19 protein-coding genes are annotated in these 16,299 nt (G+C 36.4%); all 19 read right to left on the bottom strand.

Annotated features, from left to right (window positions below; genetic code table 11):
* Positions 1-34: 34 nt before the first annotated feature.
* Positions 35-2,530, bottom strand: a complete 2,496-nt coding sequence (gene paaZ / locus ACQ76T_RS24640) for a phenylacetic acid degradation bifunctional protein PaaZ (RefSeq protein WP_431345836.1) — start codon at positions 2,528-2,530, stop codon at positions 35-37.
* Between the two features lie 8 nt (positions 2,531-2,538).
* The gene (locus ACQ76T_RS24635) at positions 2,539-2,811 is read right to left on the bottom strand and encodes a hypothetical protein (protein WP_431345835.1); all 273 of its coding nucleotides are present in this window, start codon (positions 2,809-2,811) and stop codon (positions 2,539-2,541) included.
* A gap of 14 nt (positions 2,812-2,825) precedes the next feature.
* Positions 2,826-3,653, bottom strand: coding sequence for an alpha/beta hydrolase (locus tag ACQ76T_RS24630; protein ID WP_431345834.1), 828 nt, complete (start codon positions 3,651-3,653; stop codon positions 2,826-2,828).
* A gap of 58 nt (positions 3,654-3,711) precedes the next feature.
* On the bottom strand, positions 3,712-4,293 hold the full coding sequence (locus ACQ76T_RS24625) for a transposase (RefSeq protein ID WP_431345833.1): 582 nt from the start codon (positions 4,291-4,293) through the stop codon (positions 3,712-3,714).
* Between the two features lie 77 nt (positions 4,294-4,370).
* Positions 4,371-4,964, bottom strand: a complete 594-nt coding sequence (locus ACQ76T_RS24620) for a transferase hexapeptide repeat family protein (protein WP_431345832.1) — start codon at positions 4,962-4,964, stop codon at positions 4,371-4,373.
* A gap of 204 nt (positions 4,965-5,168) precedes the next feature.
* Complete coding sequence (gene pcaF / locus ACQ76T_RS24615) at positions 5,169-6,374, bottom strand: 3-oxoadipyl-CoA thiolase (RefSeq protein ID WP_431345831.1); 1,206 nt, start codon at positions 6,372-6,374, stop codon at positions 5,169-5,171.
* A gap of 51 nt (positions 6,375-6,425) precedes the next feature.
* Positions 6,426-7,121, bottom strand: a complete 696-nt coding sequence (locus tag ACQ76T_RS24610) for a DUF6624 domain-containing protein (protein ID WP_431345830.1) — start codon at positions 7,119-7,121, stop codon at positions 6,426-6,428.
* 31 nt (positions 7,122-7,152) lie between these two features.
* Positions 7,153-7,566 carry a PaaI family thioesterase gene (locus ACQ76T_RS24605; RefSeq protein WP_431345829.1) on the bottom strand — a complete coding sequence of 138 codons (414 nt, stop codon included), beginning with the start codon at positions 7,564-7,566 and terminating at the stop codon, positions 7,153-7,155.
* 9 nt (positions 7,567-7,575) lie between these two features.
* Complete coding sequence (locus tag ACQ76T_RS24600) at positions 7,576-7,884, bottom strand: hypothetical protein (protein ID WP_431345828.1); 309 nt, start codon at positions 7,882-7,884, stop codon at positions 7,576-7,578.
* Positions 7,885-7,973: 89 nt separating this feature from the next.
* Positions 7,974-9,107, bottom strand: coding sequence for a 3-hydroxyacyl-CoA dehydrogenase NAD-binding domain-containing protein (locus ACQ76T_RS24595; protein ID WP_431345827.1), 1,134 nt, complete (start codon positions 9,105-9,107; stop codon positions 7,974-7,976).
* A gap of 157 nt (positions 9,108-9,264) precedes the next feature.
* Entirely contained in the window at positions 9,265-9,501 is a 237-nt protein-coding gene (locus tag ACQ76T_RS24590; protein WP_431345826.1) for a four helix bundle protein, read from the bottom strand.
* Positions 9,502-9,535: 34 nt separating this feature from the next.
* A complete protein-coding gene (locus ACQ76T_RS24585) occupies positions 9,536-10,336 on the bottom strand; it encodes an enoyl-CoA hydratase/isomerase family protein (protein WP_431345825.1) in 801 nt (266 codons plus the stop codon).
* 142 nt (positions 10,337-10,478) lie between these two features.
* Entirely contained in the window at positions 10,479-10,943 is a 465-nt protein-coding gene (gene paaD, locus ACQ76T_RS24580; RefSeq protein ID WP_431345824.1) for a 1,2-phenylacetyl-CoA epoxidase subunit PaaD, read from the bottom strand.
* Positions 10,940-11,692 carry a hypothetical protein gene (locus ACQ76T_RS24575; protein ID WP_431345823.1) on the bottom strand — a complete coding sequence of 251 codons (753 nt, stop codon included), beginning with the start codon at positions 11,690-11,692 and terminating at the stop codon, positions 10,940-10,942. Before ACQ76T_RS24575 ends, paaD begins: the two co-directional genes overlap by 4 nt.
* On the bottom strand, positions 11,631-12,380 hold the full coding sequence (paaC, locus tag ACQ76T_RS24570) for a 1,2-phenylacetyl-CoA epoxidase subunit PaaC (protein ID WP_431345822.1): 750 nt from the start codon (positions 12,378-12,380) through the stop codon (positions 11,631-11,633). The genes ACQ76T_RS24575 and paaC overlap by 62 nt, the downstream gene beginning before the upstream one ends.
* A 69-nt stretch (positions 12,381-12,449) precedes the next feature.
* A complete protein-coding gene (paaB, locus tag ACQ76T_RS24565) occupies positions 12,450-12,731 on the bottom strand; it encodes a 1,2-phenylacetyl-CoA epoxidase subunit PaaB (protein WP_034679196.1) in 282 nt (93 codons plus the stop codon).
* A 111-nt stretch (positions 12,732-12,842) separates the two neighbouring features.
* The gene (gene paaA, locus ACQ76T_RS24560) at positions 12,843-13,781 is read right to left on the bottom strand and encodes a 1,2-phenylacetyl-CoA epoxidase subunit PaaA (RefSeq protein ID WP_315032664.1); all 939 of its coding nucleotides are present in this window, start codon (positions 13,779-13,781) and stop codon (positions 12,843-12,845) included.
* A gap of 106 nt (positions 13,782-13,887) precedes the next feature.
* On the bottom strand, positions 13,888-14,973 hold the full coding sequence (locus tag ACQ76T_RS24555) for a 2Fe-2S iron-sulfur cluster-binding protein (protein WP_431345821.1): 1,086 nt from the start codon (positions 14,971-14,973) through the stop codon (positions 13,888-13,890).
* Positions 14,973-16,289: a phenylacetate--CoA ligase family protein gene (locus tag ACQ76T_RS24550; RefSeq protein WP_431345820.1), complete on the bottom strand. Its 1,317-nt coding sequence runs from the start codon at positions 16,287-16,289 to the stop codon at positions 14,973-14,975. The genes ACQ76T_RS24555 and ACQ76T_RS24550 overlap by 1 nt, the downstream gene beginning before the upstream one ends.
* Between the last annotated feature and the right edge of the window lie 10 nt (positions 16,290-16,299).

Raw genomic sequence — 16,299 nt, 5'->3', positions numbered from 1 at the left:
GAACCTGAAGGGGAAATTTTATTATAATTTTGAATTAAATCAATCCAAATTGTTGGAAATGATGCGTAAAATGCTTTCTGTGCATCAATTCCCACATTTCTTTATTCAGTTTCCCGAATACATAATTCATGTGTTCTGCCTGTGGATTTTCTTTGTAGTAGATTACAAATTTCTTCAGGTTATCCATGAAAGAAGTTTTTGCAGCTTCCAGGTTTTTGTGGGTAGGTTCCGGAAGAGATCCGTCTTTTGGTAAGAATGGAGCCGTAAATTCTTTTGGCATTGTTCTGTGGTTGTAAAGAGAATCCTGCCATTTTTCAAGGTTTTCCTCAGGAGTGAAACATTTTTCAGCTTCAGGTTCTCCAAAACTTACCAATACTGCCTGCTCCAAATGCTCAATCATCTGCTGCGGAGACATTTTGCCCCATTGTGGAGAAGTACTTTCTGTTAATCCATTAAGCATCTTTTGAATATTTTTCACATTCAGGTCGATGAAAGGGGATTGTTTTGCCACCAATGTTAAGATCGTTGCTACGCAAACCACCTCATCTCTTTGATTAACGACTTCAACCAGCCATTTTACAACACCGGAAGGAATGTTTCTTCCTTTTACTCCTCTGTTGATTTTTTCTTTTGCTGTTAAATAAACCGTGATGGTATCTCCGGCGTATACAGGTTTGAAGAAGCTGCAGTCTTCCAGTCCGTAATTGGCAATTACAGGTCCTTTTTTACCTGAAACAAATAATCCTGCTGCCGCTGAAAGAATGAAATATCCGTGAGCTACGGTTTTATCAAAAATGGTCCCTGTAAGACTTGTAGCATCGGTATGTGCATAGAAATGATCCCATGAAACATTGGAGAAGTTGACGATATCTGCATCAGTAACTGTTCTTCCTGCTGTTTCTAAAGAGTCTCCTACTTCTACTTCTTCAAAATATTTTTGGAAAGGATGTTTGTCTGAGAATTTCTTCTCTGCTCCTTGTTGATAAATTTTAGTAATTGCCTTAAGTACATCCGGTGATCCCTGAATAGCAGTTTTCTGTAAGAAGAAATGAAGACCGCTCAGTCCGCCCATTTCCTCTCCTCCACCTGCTCTACCCGGACCTCCGTGCATCAATGTCGGAAGTGGTGAACCGTGGCCTGTACTTTCCTTGGCGTTATCTCTGTTTAACACAAAGATTCTTCCGTGCTGGGAAGCCATTTTCCAGGAAGTTTCTGCGATAAAGTTCTCGTCATGAGATATGATAGATCCTACCAGACTTCCTTTTCCTCTTTTTGCCAATGCAGCTGCTTCTTCGGCATCTTTATATGGCATTAATGTAGATACCGGCCCGAAAGCTTCTACATCGTGAGAGATATTTTTTTCGAAAGGCTTGTCGTTCAGGAATAATTTTGGACTCATAAATGCTCCATTTTCATAGCTGGCATCTACCAGTTCGTGTTTTCCGTCATAGACAAGTTCTGTTTCTGATTTTAAGATGTTTACTTTTCTCAGAACTTCTTCATACTGCTGTCTTCCCACCAAAGATCCCATTTTGGTTTCTCTGCTTAATGGGTTTCCGATTTTCGTTTGATCCAAAGCTTTAGACAAAGCATTCTGTACATCACCTATTAAATGTTCCGGAACGATAATTCTTCTGATCGCAGTACATTTCTGCCCTGCTTTTGTCGTCATTTCGTTACGAACTTCTTTGATGAATAGATCGAATTCAGGTGTTCCCGGTTTTGCTTCCAATCCAAGGATAGAACAGTTCAAAGAATCTGCTTCCATATTGAAACGAACTGCATTTCCTGCCACAGAAGGAAGTGATTTCAATTTTCGTCCTGTATGGGCTGAACCTGTAAATAATACAGAGTCTCCGTCCTGTACATAATCTAAAATATTTCCCGGCTCTCCGCAGACTAACTGCACGGCACCTTCAGGTAAAACTCCACTTTCAATCATATCCTGGAATACAGCATTCGTAAGATAAGATCCGAAAGGAGATGGTTTTACAATAGAAGGAACACCTGCTAATAATGAAGTAGAGAGTTTTTCCAGCATTCCCCACACCGGAAAGTTATAGGCATTAATTTGTACAGAAACTCCTTCGCTAGGTGTTAAGATGTGAGTTCCCAAGAAAGTTCCGTTTGCGGAAATCTTCTGAGTGTCTCCATCTACCCAGAACGAAGTATTAGGAAGCATTCTTTTTGCCAATCCGGAATAAGTAAAGAAAGTTCCGAAACCTCCTTCAATATCCACCCAAGAATCTACGTGAGTTGCTCCTGTTTTGTATGATAGTTCGTAGTATTTTTTCTTTCTTTCCAACAGGTAAAGTGCTACTTTTTTCAGCATTTCCCCACGATCGTAGAAAGTCATTGAAGAAAGGTTTTTATATCCTACGGTTCTTCCGTAGTCAAGAGCCTGCTCAAAATTAAGCCCTTCAGTATCAGAAACAGCTACCTGCTCTCCTGTAACGGCATTGTACAAAGGAACTCCGCTTCCTGTACCTTCTACCCATTCTCCGTAGATATAGTTTTTTAACTTTTCCATATAGTTTTTTACTTTTTGCTTATATTATTCTTTTTAATAAAGTTTCTAATAATCAAATAAGGGATAAATAGTGCCAGCCAGCCGTCTAAAATGATAACAATTTCAACAAACAACATGTAAAAATTGTCTTTCTGCTTTAATTTAGCAATTACCTCATCTGATTCAACATGTTCCAAAACATCTGAAATTCCTATTGATTCTTTTACCAGATAAAGTGCAAGAACATTCATAATGATTATAAAAATCAATATTACGATCCAGTACTTCTTCAGAATGTTCATTAACTGAAACTGATTTATTTCGGTTCCTGATAAGGAAACATTTTCACCAATCCTTCATACAAACTTCTGTGAAGAATGGTTGCGTGGTTGTCTGTTTCCATCATTTTATATTCTAATGTCCAGTTTTTCTTTCCTGCTTTTTTCAAAACATCATAGAAAGCTTCAGCATCTTTTATCATCACCGGATGTTCTCCTTTTCCTACAGAGACATAAACAAACTTTTTTGTATCTGCAGATTTAGAAAGTAATTGAGGAGCCTGCTTTAAAAGGCTTTCATCATCCCACCATAAGCTTGGGCTGATGATAAAATAGTTATTGAACATTTCCGGTTTTTTCAAAAGGATTTCTGTTGCCAAAAGTCCTCCCAAAGACTGACCGAAAAGATATTTGTCTGTAGTTTTAAACTGACTTTCCACATAAGGCTTTAGTTCTTTTTCCATGAATGTAATAAACTTATCAGAATGTCCTGTTGTAGGATAGTCTTTCTGTAAATCCTTCAAATCTGTATGAAAGGTAAAATCTCTTTTTCTATCTATATTAGCTACCCCCACCACAATGGTTTCCGGCATGGAATACATTTGATTAAAGAATTGTACTAATCCTGTTACGTGAATAAAATCTTCATTCATACTTCCATCTAACAGATAGATCACCGGGTATGATTTTGTTTTATCATATCCCTGTGGAAGATAAATATTCAGTGTTCTGTCTTCATTTAACGTTTTGGACTTAATAGTCCTCACTTCTCCTATGGTAAGCGGTTTTGTCGTAACCGTCTGTGCTGACAGCGTACAACCCACCGCAAACATTATGCTGCATACAAGTGCAATTTTTTTAATCATATTTAATTTTATTAAACCTAACGGGTTTTAAAAACCCGTTAGGTTTGATTATTAGCAATTATTCAAAATTTAAAAAATCATATTCAATAGTCGACTTATGATAATTTCTAAAAACTTCTAGCGAATCAAAATACTGCATGATTTCCTTTCTATTCAATTTACTTTCTTTTTTAGGATTCAAATATGAATTATACGAAGAATGCTTCCATTGATCAATTTTATTTACAAATCCGTGATTTATTGGATTATTATGGATGTAATGGAAAACTTTCAATAAATATTTTTCATCAGATATTTTCTTTCGTTTTACCGCATTCAGAAAAAGAGCTCCATTTCTATTATATTTTTTGTTGTAAGCTTTAGCATAAGCATTCAATAAATTACCAAAATGCTTCATTAAAAACTGATGTTCATTTTCACTATTCACATCATCAAAATTCTTAAATCTTAACAACAAATGAAAATGATTAGGTAACAGACAATAAGCATAAATATCAGCGACCTGAAGAATATATTTTTCTACCTTTTCCAGAAAAAATTGATAATTTGATGGTTCACGAAAAATAACTTCAATCCCATTTACATGAGAGAAAATGTGATATGTACCTTCAAATTCAAAATTTTCTGTATTATTAGCCATTTATTTTTCATTTTGTGTGTTTTTATTTTGGTAAGTTCAAACCTTATAGGTTTTTAAAACCTATAAGGTTTGAACTATTATTTTACATCATCCCAGATGCTGTAATCCACAATTTTGGTTGGGATTTGCTGAACATATTCTGTAAAAGGTTCACATGGCAGAATAGCTTCTTTTCCTTCTCTTGCCAGCTCCTGATATAGTTTTGTTCCTTCTGTTTTCCAGTGAATCATTTCATCAGAAACATCACGGATCACTTTTGCAGGGCTTCCTACAATCAGTTTTCTTGGCTCACATCTGAAATTGGCAGGTACAAAGGCTAATGCTCCGACAATACTTTCGTCACCGATATAGGCTTTGTCCATTACCACAGAGTTCATTCCGATCAGACAGTTTTTTCCAATATGTCCTGAATGGATAATTGCTCCGTGCCCGATGTGTGCAGATTCTTCCAAAATGGTTTCTATATTTGGGAAAACGTGAAGGGTACAATTTTCCTGTACGTTGGCTCCGTCTTTAATGATAATTTTCCCCCAGTCCCCACGAATTACCGCATTGGGACCAATATAGACTTCTTCGCCTATTTCTACATTCCCGATAATCACTGCCTGCGGATGAATGTAAGCAGTTCGTTTTATAATGGGACGAATCCCGTGGTATGAGTAGATGTTCATTTTTTTTAAATTTGAAAATTTGAGAATGGAATAATTTGAAAATTATTTTTAACACGAGGTTCTTTGAGCTTTTTGAAAATATTTCTGCATATTTTCCGTATGCAAAAGCATTTTACTCAAAAAACGTAAAATGTTAAAATTAATGAGCTAATTTGAAGCATGTTGAATATCATTTTCAAATTCTCAAATTAGCACATTTTCCTATTAAACTCTTTCAATCACCATTGCATACCCCTGTCCAACTCCGATACAAAGGGTACACAATGCATATTTTTTATCCTGCTTCTGAAGTTCCATTGCGGCAGAACCTACAATTCTAGCTCCGGAAACTCCCAGTGGGTGACCAATAGCGATAGCACCACCATTTGGATTGATTCTTGAATCATCATCTTTCAGCCCTAAGCTTCTGGTTACTGCCAGTGCCTGTGCAGCAAATGCTTCGTTTAATTCGATAATATCCATATCTTCCAGAGAAAGGTTTAACCTTTTCAATAGCTTTTGAGTTGCTTCTACAGGTCCGATTCCCATGATTCTTGGTTCCACACCTGCTACGGAAGATCCCAGAATTTTCGCTTTTGGTTTTAGACCATATTTTTTAACAGCTTCTTCACTTGCTAAAATCAAAGCTGCAGCACCATCATTCATTCCTGAAGCGTTCCCTGCTGTTACTGTTCCTTCTTTTCTGAAAGCCGGACGAAGTTTCCCCAATCCTTCCATAGAAGAATTAGGTTTAATGAATTCATCTTTTTCAAAAACGATTGGATCCCCTTTTCTCTGAGGAATTTCAACTTTTACAATTTCTTCTGCCAGCCTACCACTTTCCTGAGCTTTCGTAGCCTTCTGCTGAGACCAAAGGGCAAATTTATCCTGATCTTCTCTGTTGATCTGGTGCATGTCTGCTAAATTCTCTGCAGTTTCACCCATTCCGTCAACCCCGTATAATTCTTTCATTTTAGGGTTGATGAAACGCCATCCGAAAGTAGTATCAAACATCTGGCTGTCTCTACCAAAAGCTGCACTTGGTTTTGACATCACATAAGGAGAACGCGTCATATGCTCTACACCTCCTGCAATATAAATTTCTCCTTCTCCAGCAGCAATGGAACGAAACGCATTCGCTACAGCTGACATCCCTGAAGCACACAGTCTGTTAACAGTCTCACCTCCAATTTTGTAAGGAAGACCAGCTAATAAAAGTCCCATTCTGGCAACGTTTCTGTTATCTTCACCTGCCTGATTGGCACATCCGAAAATAACGTCTTCAATTTCCTCTACAGGAACTTCAGGATTTCTTGCTACTACTTCTTTAATCACAATAGCAGCCAGATCATCGGCTCTTACTTCTGATAACCCTCCCTGCAGTTTTGAGATGGGAGTTCTGACATAGTCTATGATGTATACGTTGTTCATAAATATTTTAATATAATAATCCAGTAATGTAACCGTGTAACAATTCCAGATTTATTTGTTTTTATTTCTTAATTCTAAAACCTGTTTTAAAGTATAAGGTTCATATTTGAAATCTGGGCCAAACATTCTTTTGACATTTTCTTCAAAGGTGACATCAAACCCTGCTTCTTTTCTTCTTTTATTAACATTCTTAAGATCTTCCACCGGCCATACGAAATTCACAAAGATTTGTTTTCCGTCTTTATCTTTTGTCATTTCGCCTTTTCCTTGTGTTCCGTAGATCTGTTCTTTGTCTTGATTCATCAGATACCGGTCTTCCATCATCGCAACCAAGGTAAAAGGAATTTCTTTCTTTTTTCCGGCTTCCTTAATGAGAGGCAGATATTTTCCAATTTTGGTAGAATGTTGAATCACATACCAGGCAGCTGTATTGGTAGGCTCACCCACAAGTGTTTTCCCAGGATAACCATATTGAGAAATAATACGTTCGATTGTCTTTATATTCAGGCTATCATGTTCTGCTACCATTTCCCATCCTCTCTTTTCAAATTCTTTTTGATCAATATTTAAATCTTTCAGAATCTCGTTTCGTTTCTCAGGTGTTGTATCAGAAGTGTAAAGCATTCTGAAGCCCTGATCCTCCTTCATGATTCCATCCAGCTCTTTTTTTAAAGTTTCGTTTACTTTCTGCTGAGCGTTGATCAGAAGCGTTGAAATTCCGAAAAGCAGTGCCACTATTTTTTTCATTCTGTTTAATCTGGTGTCTGGTTTTAGTTTTTTATAAGTCGGTTACTTTTTTCCCGATTTTGTAGACTGTTCCTACAAATTTTGCAATCAGCTCCTGATTTTGATTGGTAATCTGAATATCATAAACAGCTGTTTTTCTCGTATCATTCACCAAAATACTTTCTGCCCTGAAAACATCACCTTCTTTTCCTGCTTTGGTAAAATTGATGATACAGTTTAATGCCACGGCAGCATCTCCGGTATTGTTGGAAGAAAATGCCAGCGCAGAGTCTGCAAACGCAAAGGTAACTCCACCATGAACTGTTTTAAGCCCATTCAGCATCTCCTTCTTGATTGGCATTTCTATTAAACAGTAATTTTCTTTTACTTCAATCATTTTGATATTCATCCACTGGGAAAACTCATCCTGATTGAACATATAATCTGCTACTTGTCTTGGATTCATTTCTGTTAATTATATGTTTGTTATTTCTTCATACAGTTCATCGGATAATCTGTCGTAAACGTTCATGGTTTTCCCCAGAATGATCTGCCCGTATGAAAGGTTTTGTGAATCTGATGAATTTTCAGAGGGATAGGATTCGTTTAAATCAATTCCGTTCTCGTTGGCTAATCTTTTAATCAGCTCTTTATATTTTTCATTAAACTTTCCTAATAACTCAAGTCTTTCCTGCTCATCAACAGAGGAAGCTTCCTGAGTTAAATACTGTTTCTCAATTAAAAGCCTGGTCTCCAGCTCTTCTCTGAATTCATCTATATTCATAATCTTAATTTGAAAATTAAATAAATTTGAAAATTTGAAAATGAAAACCTTTTATAATCAATTTTCAAATTGGGGCATTTTCAAATTATCTAATTCATTTTCCTTAGCAAAGGACTTTGTCTGTATCTTTCTTCCTGATATTCTTCGTAAAGATTCTGAAGAGTTTCGGAAATTTTTGCATACCCTATTTCTTTACCCCAACTTAATAATCCTTTTGGATAATTAACTCCTTTCTGCATTGCCAGTTCGACATCCTCGTCATTGGCAACTCCTAATCTTTTAGCTTCAACCGCTTCGTTGATCAGCATAGAAATGATTCTTAAAAAGATCTGTTGGTATAAAGCATCATCTTTCTGAGCAACAGGTTTTTCGGCTCCTTCACTATAATCGTAGAAACCTTTTCCAGTTTTTCTGCCGTGAAGTTTTGCTTCAGACATTCTTTGCTGCAATAATGATGGTTTGTATTTCGGATCGTAGAAATAATCTTTGTAAACTGTTGTTGTTACGGCAAAGTTGACATCTACTCCGATAAGATCCATTAATTCGAAAGGTCCCATTTTGAAGTTACCCAACGTTTTCATGGCTTCATCCACCTGTTCTGGTGTAGCAATGTTTTCTTCAACAATCCTCAGTCCTTCTCCATAATAAGGTCTGGCGATTCTGTTGACAATGAATCCGGGAATATCTTTGGCAATAACAGGCATCTTCCCCCATTCTTTCATGAGATTATAAATTTTTTCCGGTAATGATTTTTCTGTTAATAAAGAAGGAATCACCTCAACCAAAGGCATCAATGGAGCCGGATTGAAAAAGTGAATTCCGATGAAACGCTCCGGCTTCTTTAGTTCTGCACCCAGAGAGGTGATAGAAATGGATGAGGTATTCGAACTGATCACACAGCTTTCTGAAACATAGTTTTCAAGCTCTGTAAACACTTTGGTTTTGATCTCTTTGTTTTCGATAATGGCTTCTATAATGAGCTCACAATCTTTGAAATCTTTCAATTCTGTAGCAATGGAAATATTAGCCAAAATTTCAGTCATTTTCTCTGCCGAAATTTTTTGTTTATCAACCAATTTGGTCAAGGTTTTTTCCAAACCTACCGTTGCCGTTTCTACTTGTTTTGCGTTGGCGTCATACACCCATACTTTGCATCCGTTCGTTGCGGCTACTTGTGCAATGCCGATTCCCATCGTTCCGGCACCGATAATTCCTACATTCATATTTTAAATTTGAAAATTTGAAAATGAGTTAATTTGAAAATTATTTTAATTTTGAGCTTGAAATAATTTTAGACAGAATTAATAGCATTTCTTTTAAATCAGATATTAATTTTTCGTTTGGAGATTTCAAATATGGAGACTTTAAGCATAGCAAAAGTCAATATTCTGTTTCATCAGCTTCTTTAGCTGCAACTTTTAATTTATGAATAAAATCTGCGTTACTTTCTGCATTTTGAGCTTCTCTAACATTGGCTCCAATCGAAGTTCCTGATTTAAAAATTTGATTTGCCAAAGGAAATTTTTTCGCTTCGTATAAATCTTCTGAAAATTCAATAATATTGAGTGCAAAATCAAAAGTCTTATTTACAATAATATTTTCTTTGTCATTTCTCATTTTCAAATTCTCAAATTAACTCATTTCAAATTAATTATCTTCCTTTATAATTAGGTTTTCTTTTCTGTAAAAAGGCATTTACCCCTTCGAAAAAATCTTCTGTTTCTGCTGCTTCCTGCTGAAGATCTCCTTCCAACTCAAGCTGTTCTTTCAAGGTGTTGTTATAAGAATTGGCAAAAGCTTTTTTCGTAAGCTTAATGGCTGCTGTTGGCATATTTGCCATTCTTTCAAGAATTTCCATAGATTTCGGAACGAATTCTTCTTCTGTGAAAACTTCTGCTACAAGACCATGAGCTTTAGATTCTTCTGCAGATAATTTTTTACCTGTAAATGCTAAATAATTGGCCAATTGTCTGCCTAGAAGCTTCGGTAAGAAATAGGTACCTCCTGTATCAGGAATCAATCCGATATTTGAAAACGCCTGTGCAAAATATGCTTTTTCATTGGCTAAAACAAAGTCTGAAATTAAAGCCAACATCGCACCAGCTCCTACTGCAGGACCATTTACTAATGCAATAACCGGTTTTTTGCAACGGGTAACTTCCATTACCAAAGGGTTATAATAGTCTACCACAATTTTTCTGATGATGTCATGATCGTGGTGTTCTTTGCCTACTACAAAAGCTTCATCCAGATTCTGACCTGAGCAAAATGCTCTTCCTCTTCCGGAAATGGCCACACATCTTACCGTTTCGTCTTCGCTGCATTCTTTAACAAAATCTTTAAGATCTGCTAAAGCCGGCTTGGTAAGGGCGTTCATGGTTTCCGGTTGATTAAGATAGGCGATTTTAAGCTTCCCGTCAAAATGCGTTTCAATATCAAGTTGTGTATACATAGTTTTTATTAATTTATTATTTAACAACGCACTAATTTAACAATATAAATTAACGTAACCGTCTAATAATTTAACATTCTAACAATTCCTTCGTTATGCTTTGCATAGCCGTAAAATTTGTTTTGGATTGATGAATAACTCATCAATGACATTTAAAATAATCAAAAGGTTCCAGGCAGTCTAAACATTGGTAAGATGCCTTACACAGGGTAGATCCAAATCTGCTGATCTGCTTGGTATGCTCGGAACCACAACGCGGACATTTTTTCGGTTTCCCGATGTGATGTTCGTCTGCTCCTTTTTCGGGAGGTGTAATTCCGTACACCCGGAGTTTTTCTCTCGCTTCATCAGTAATCCAGTCTGTTGTCCAGATCGGAAACATCTTGGTTAATACTTTCGCATCCCATCCATTTTCTTTCATCATTTTGATAATATCCTCCTCAATGGTAAACATGGCAGGACAGGCAGAATAAGTAGGCGTAATGATGACTTCACAGGTATTTTCTCCTGTGACTTGTGCATCTCTTACAATTCCTAACTCCACGATATCAATGACCGGAATTTCCGGATCGGGAATTGTTTTTAATAAATCTAAAAGGTTTTTCAAAATCTTTCTATAAAATATATTGAATTATTTCCCATTATAAGACTATCCTTACTTATAGGATCTTTTGCCATTACAAATTCACTAAAAGCGCCCGCAAGTTCATCTCCCTTTTGAAAGTCAAATTTTATATTAGTAAGATATATTCCATCTTTATTGTTTTTGTAAGTTAAAGAATCATCTTTTAGAACTTTTGAACCTCTTAATATTCTATATCCAACTTTTGCTTCTTTTGAAACTTCCTGCTCCATTTTAGGTGAAAAGAACTTTAGTAGTATATGTCTAAAAGATTTTTCTTCTGCTATATAAAATTTACTTTTTGAAGAATCAATTTTATTGTGTTCTTTAAAAATAATTTGATTTTTAAAGATATCACCCTTACTAAAAATAATATAATCAATCAGAATTTCCTTAGAATTCAATTTATTTTTCAAAGTCCAGATTCCTGTTCTATTATTCATTTTAGTGTCGAAATTACCTGCTAAAGTGAAATTATGCCATTGAGCCGTTATATGATCTATAGAATCATTAACTTTTAGCCTAACCTGAGTCTTATAGTTTTTTAAATTAAACAGATCATTTAAATCTGAGATATTTTTAATTATTTTCGTTTTTCCTTGCTCTTTTGAACAAGATGTAAGTATTAAACTAAATAATAAAAAAAACAAAAACCGCTTCATAGATTTTTCATTACCACGTGCATCCAGGATACGCTCTCTGCATATACTGAAGTTCACAAAGGATAAATCCAAAATACTCTGTATGGTATCCTGTTCTTGATTTTGGCTGCATGAACGGGTTTTCAGGATATTCTAAACCGAAATCTGCAAAATCTTTCTTCGTAATGGCAAGAAATTCTTCGTAAAGAGCGTCTGCATTGGGAACAATATTTAAAGCAACAAGATCGTCTTCACCTTCTGTCTTAGCAAAAAGACCTTTTGTATATTCCCAGATATTTTCAATGCCTTTTACCAAACGTTCACGACTTTCTTCTGTTCCCTGAGCGAAGATTTTCATCCAAGATGATGAATGCGTATAGTGATATCTTACTTCTTTCAACGATTTTTGAGCAATTGCCGAAAGTTCTTCATTAGCAGAATTGGATAATGCCTCATACATCAGTTTCTGGTATACGGATAATACATATACTTTAAGAATAGTTTGTGCATAATCTTCATTAGGAAGTTCCACCCAATGTGCATTCACATATTCATGCTCATATCTCAAAAATGCGATATCATCTTCACTTTTTCCGTTGTCGATCACTCTTGAAGCGTAAACGTAAAAGTTATTCGCCTGACCTAGCTCATCCAATGCAATATTCGTTAATGCAATATCTTCCTCTAAGTAAGGACCTTCACCGCACCACGCAGACAAACGTTGTCCCATAATGAAACTGTCGTCTGCTAGTTTTAATAAATAATTATATAATGGGTTCATTATTTTAGCTTTTGGCTTTTGGCATATAGCTTTTAGCAAATTGCAAGCAGCTAACAGCCATTAGCTATTTTACATATTTTTTACGTCGTTTGGAATGTCGTAGAACGTTGGATGACGGTATAGTTTATCATCAGCCGGATCGAAGAATGCTTCTTTATCAATTCCTTCTGAAGTCACAATATATTTGCTTGGAACTACCCAAACAGAAGTTCCTTCTTTTCTTCTTGTATAAACGTCTCTTGCGTTCTGCAAAGCCATTTCTGCTGTTGGTGCCTGTACAATTCCAACGTGTTTGTGAGATAATCCCGGTTTAGTCTGAATAAACACTTCCCACATATCTAAATTTGCCATAGTCAAATTAATTTAACAATGTATCAATGTACCAGTTTAACAATGAGATGCTTCGACAAGCTCAGCATGACAATGATTGTTACATTTCTACATTGGTATATTGTTACATTATTATATTACTTCTTTTTGTTGTTTCTCTGCAAAAGCTGCCGCAGCTTCTTTTACCCAAGAATTTTCTCTTTGCGCTTTTCTCTTGGTTTCGATACGCTTTTTGTTGCAAGGACCGTTTCCTTTTAAGATTTCCATGAATTCTCCCCAAGGAAGTTCACCGAAATCGTAATGTTGTCTTTCCTCGTTCCATTTTAAATCTTTATCCGGAATGGTTAATCCTAAGAATTCAGCCTGAGAAACCGTAACGTCGATAAATCTCTGACGAAGACTGTCGTTACTTTCTCTTTTCACTCTGTAATTCATAGAAATTTTAGAGTTTGGCGAACTGTCATCATTAGGTCCGAACATCATTAGAGCCGGCCACCAGAAACGGTTTAAGGAAGCCTGGGCCATTTCTTTCTGTTGTTTTGTACCACGGCACAATGCCATTAGAATTTCATAGCCTTGTCTTTGGTGGAAAGATTCTTCTTTACAAATCTTCACCATGGCTCTTGAATAAGGACCGTAAGAGTTCCCCATCAACATTACCTGGTTCATAATCGCAGCACCATCTACTAGCCAGCCAATAGCACCGATATCAGCCCAACTTAAGGTAGGGTAGTTGAAAATACTTGAATATTTTGCTTTTCCTTCAAGCATATCGTCATAAGTAGCGTCTCTATCAGCTCTGATGCTTCCGTCTCCTAAAGTTTCAGTAGCTGAGTAAAGGTATAAACCGTGACCAGCCTCATCCTGAACTTTCGCCAAAAGAGCCATTTTTCTTCTCAATGAAGGGGCTCTGGAAATCCAGTTAGCTTCCGGCAGCATTCCTACAATCTCGGAATGGGCGTGCTGTGAAATCTGACGAACCAATAGTTTTCTGTAATCGTCTGGCATTACATCTTTTGGTTCTACTTTATTTTCTTCGTGAACGTATTGAACAAATTTTTCTAAGTCCATAATTTTTTCAATTTGAGAATTTGAGAATGAGTTAATTTGAAAATTATTTAGAGAAACTGCTATTACCAATTTTCAAATTTCCAAATTAGTACATTTTCAAATTGAATTAAACATCATAATTAAGCATCACCACATTGGTTGTCGGGTGACATTGGCAGGTAAGAACGAAGCCTCTGGCTACTTCTTCTTCGGTAAGTGCATAGTTTTTCTCCATGAAAACTTCTCCTTCCAGAACCTGCGCCTTACACGTACAGCAAACGCCTCCTTTACATGCGAAAGGAACCGGAAGCTGATCTTTCAATGCTTTATCTAAGATACTCTCTTTTTTGGAATTAAGGTGGAACGAATATTCATCATCATCAATGATTACCGTTACCATACTTTCAATATTGGCAATAGCCTTGAATTCATCACTCATTTCCTCCGTATTTTCTTCATCCGGAGCGGTGAAATATTCAAATAATACCTGAATAGCAGGTACTTTTTTATCTTTCTTCAGATAGTCTGCAATTCCCTTAATCATTTCCGAAGGTCCGCAAATGAAATAAGTAGATTCTTTTACATCGATATCTGTATATCTTTCAAACAGTAAATCTAATTTTTCAGGAGAAATTCTTCCTTCAAAAATTGGATCTTCGTGTTTTTCACGGCTTACTAAATAAACAACTTTCAATCTGCCTTTAAAAGTCTCCACCAATTTATCAATTTCGGCTTTCTTCATCACGTGATTCATGCTTCTGTTGCTGTAGAACAAGTAAGCATTTGAATTCGGCTCCTGATAAAGACTTTCTTTGATATTGGATAAAACAGGGGAAATTCCGCTTCCTGCAGCCAGACCTACGTAAGTTTTCACGTTGGTAGGGTGATAAGACGTGTTGAATCCACCCATTGGAGGCATTACTTCCAGCACTTCATCCATGTGAAGATGTTCATTGAAGTAACCTGATACTTTTCCGCCTTCAAGCAATTTCACCAATACTTCCAGCGTATTGCTTTTTTCACTTGGAGCGTTGCAGATAGAGTAAGAACGTCTTTCTTCGTTTCCGTTGATCATCATTCGGAAATTAAGATACTGTCCTTGTTTGAACCTGAACTTATCTTTCAGTTCTTCAGGGATTTCTACCGCTACATTCACTGCTTCGGAAGTATCTTTCTGAACCTTAACTGTTTTAAGTTTATAAAATGAATTCATTATTTTTTTAGTATTCTATTAATTTTTCCACCTTCGCACTTCGGTAGGCTGTCCTGAGCATGAACTTTTACTTTCGTTGTAATTCCTACTCTCTTTTTTATTTCGTTTTCTATATTTTTTCCAAAGTTGCCGACAAAATTAAAATAATCATCGGTATTGGCTTCTATTTTCTGAGTTTTTACCAATTCATCATCTATTTCAACATCAATATCCAAAGCAATACACATATGTTCTTTCTCTACCGGTGTCAAATAATAGTTGGGAACCACTCCTTTTACATAAGAGAAAGCATCTTCAATCTGACTTGGATATACATTTACTCCTCGTACGATCAGCATATCATCTGCTCTTCCAACGATCGGCTTCATTTTCACCATTGTTCTCTTAGCATTTTCATCGTAGTAAAGGCTTGTAATATCATTGGTCCAATAACGTAAAAGCGGCATTGCTTTTTTCGTTAAAGTAGTAATCACCAATACGCCTTCTTCACCGAAAGGAACCGGCTGTTTGGTAACCGGATCTAAAATCTCGGGATAGAAATGATCTTCCCAGATATAAGCTCCTCCTTTCTCTTCAAAATCTTCCATGGAAACTCCAGGTCCGATAATTTCGCTCAATCCATAGATATTGGTTGCATGAACGCCTAATCTTTCTTCAATGTGACCTCTGATAATTTCCGTCCATGGTTCTGAACCCAGTACCGCATATTTAAGACTGATTTCGTCCGCAGTAATTCCTCTTTTTGCAAACTCATCTGCAATTGTTAAAGCATATGATGGTGAACAGCAAATCACTTCCGGTTTAAAATCTACAATCAGATCTACCTGTCTCGCTGTCATTCCTCCCGAAATAGGAAGAACACTCATACCCAACATTTCAGCTCCGTAATGAAGTCCTAAACCTCCTGTGAAAATTCCGTAACCGTAAGCATTGTGCAATTGCATTCCCGGTCTTGCTCCGGCCGCATGTAAAGATCTTGCGACCACTTCACTGAAAAGATCTACATCTTCTTTGGTATATCCTACAACAGTTGGTTTTCCCGTGGTTCCACTTGAGCAGTGAATACGTTGAAGCTCACTTTTAGGAACGGTAAATAATCCGAACGGATAGTTATCTCTTAAATCCTGTTTGTAAGTAATAGGAAGTTTAGCGATATCCTCAATCGACCTTATATCCTGTGGAGATATTTGCAATTCATCAAATTTCTTTTTATAAAATTCCGACTTCTCTCCTAAATAGCTGATCAGGTTGATCAACCGGTCGGATTGAAGCTGTCTCAACTGACCCAGCTCCAGATATTCAACTGAAAAATCCATAAAACTAACT

Source organism: Chryseobacterium sp. JK1, assembly GCF_050632815.1.
Lineage (GTDB): Bacteria > Bacteroidota > Bacteroidia > Flavobacteriales > Weeksellaceae > Chryseobacterium.
The sequence above is the reverse complement of the archived record's forward strand: the minus strand, read 5'-3'. Positions and strand labels throughout refer to the sequence as shown.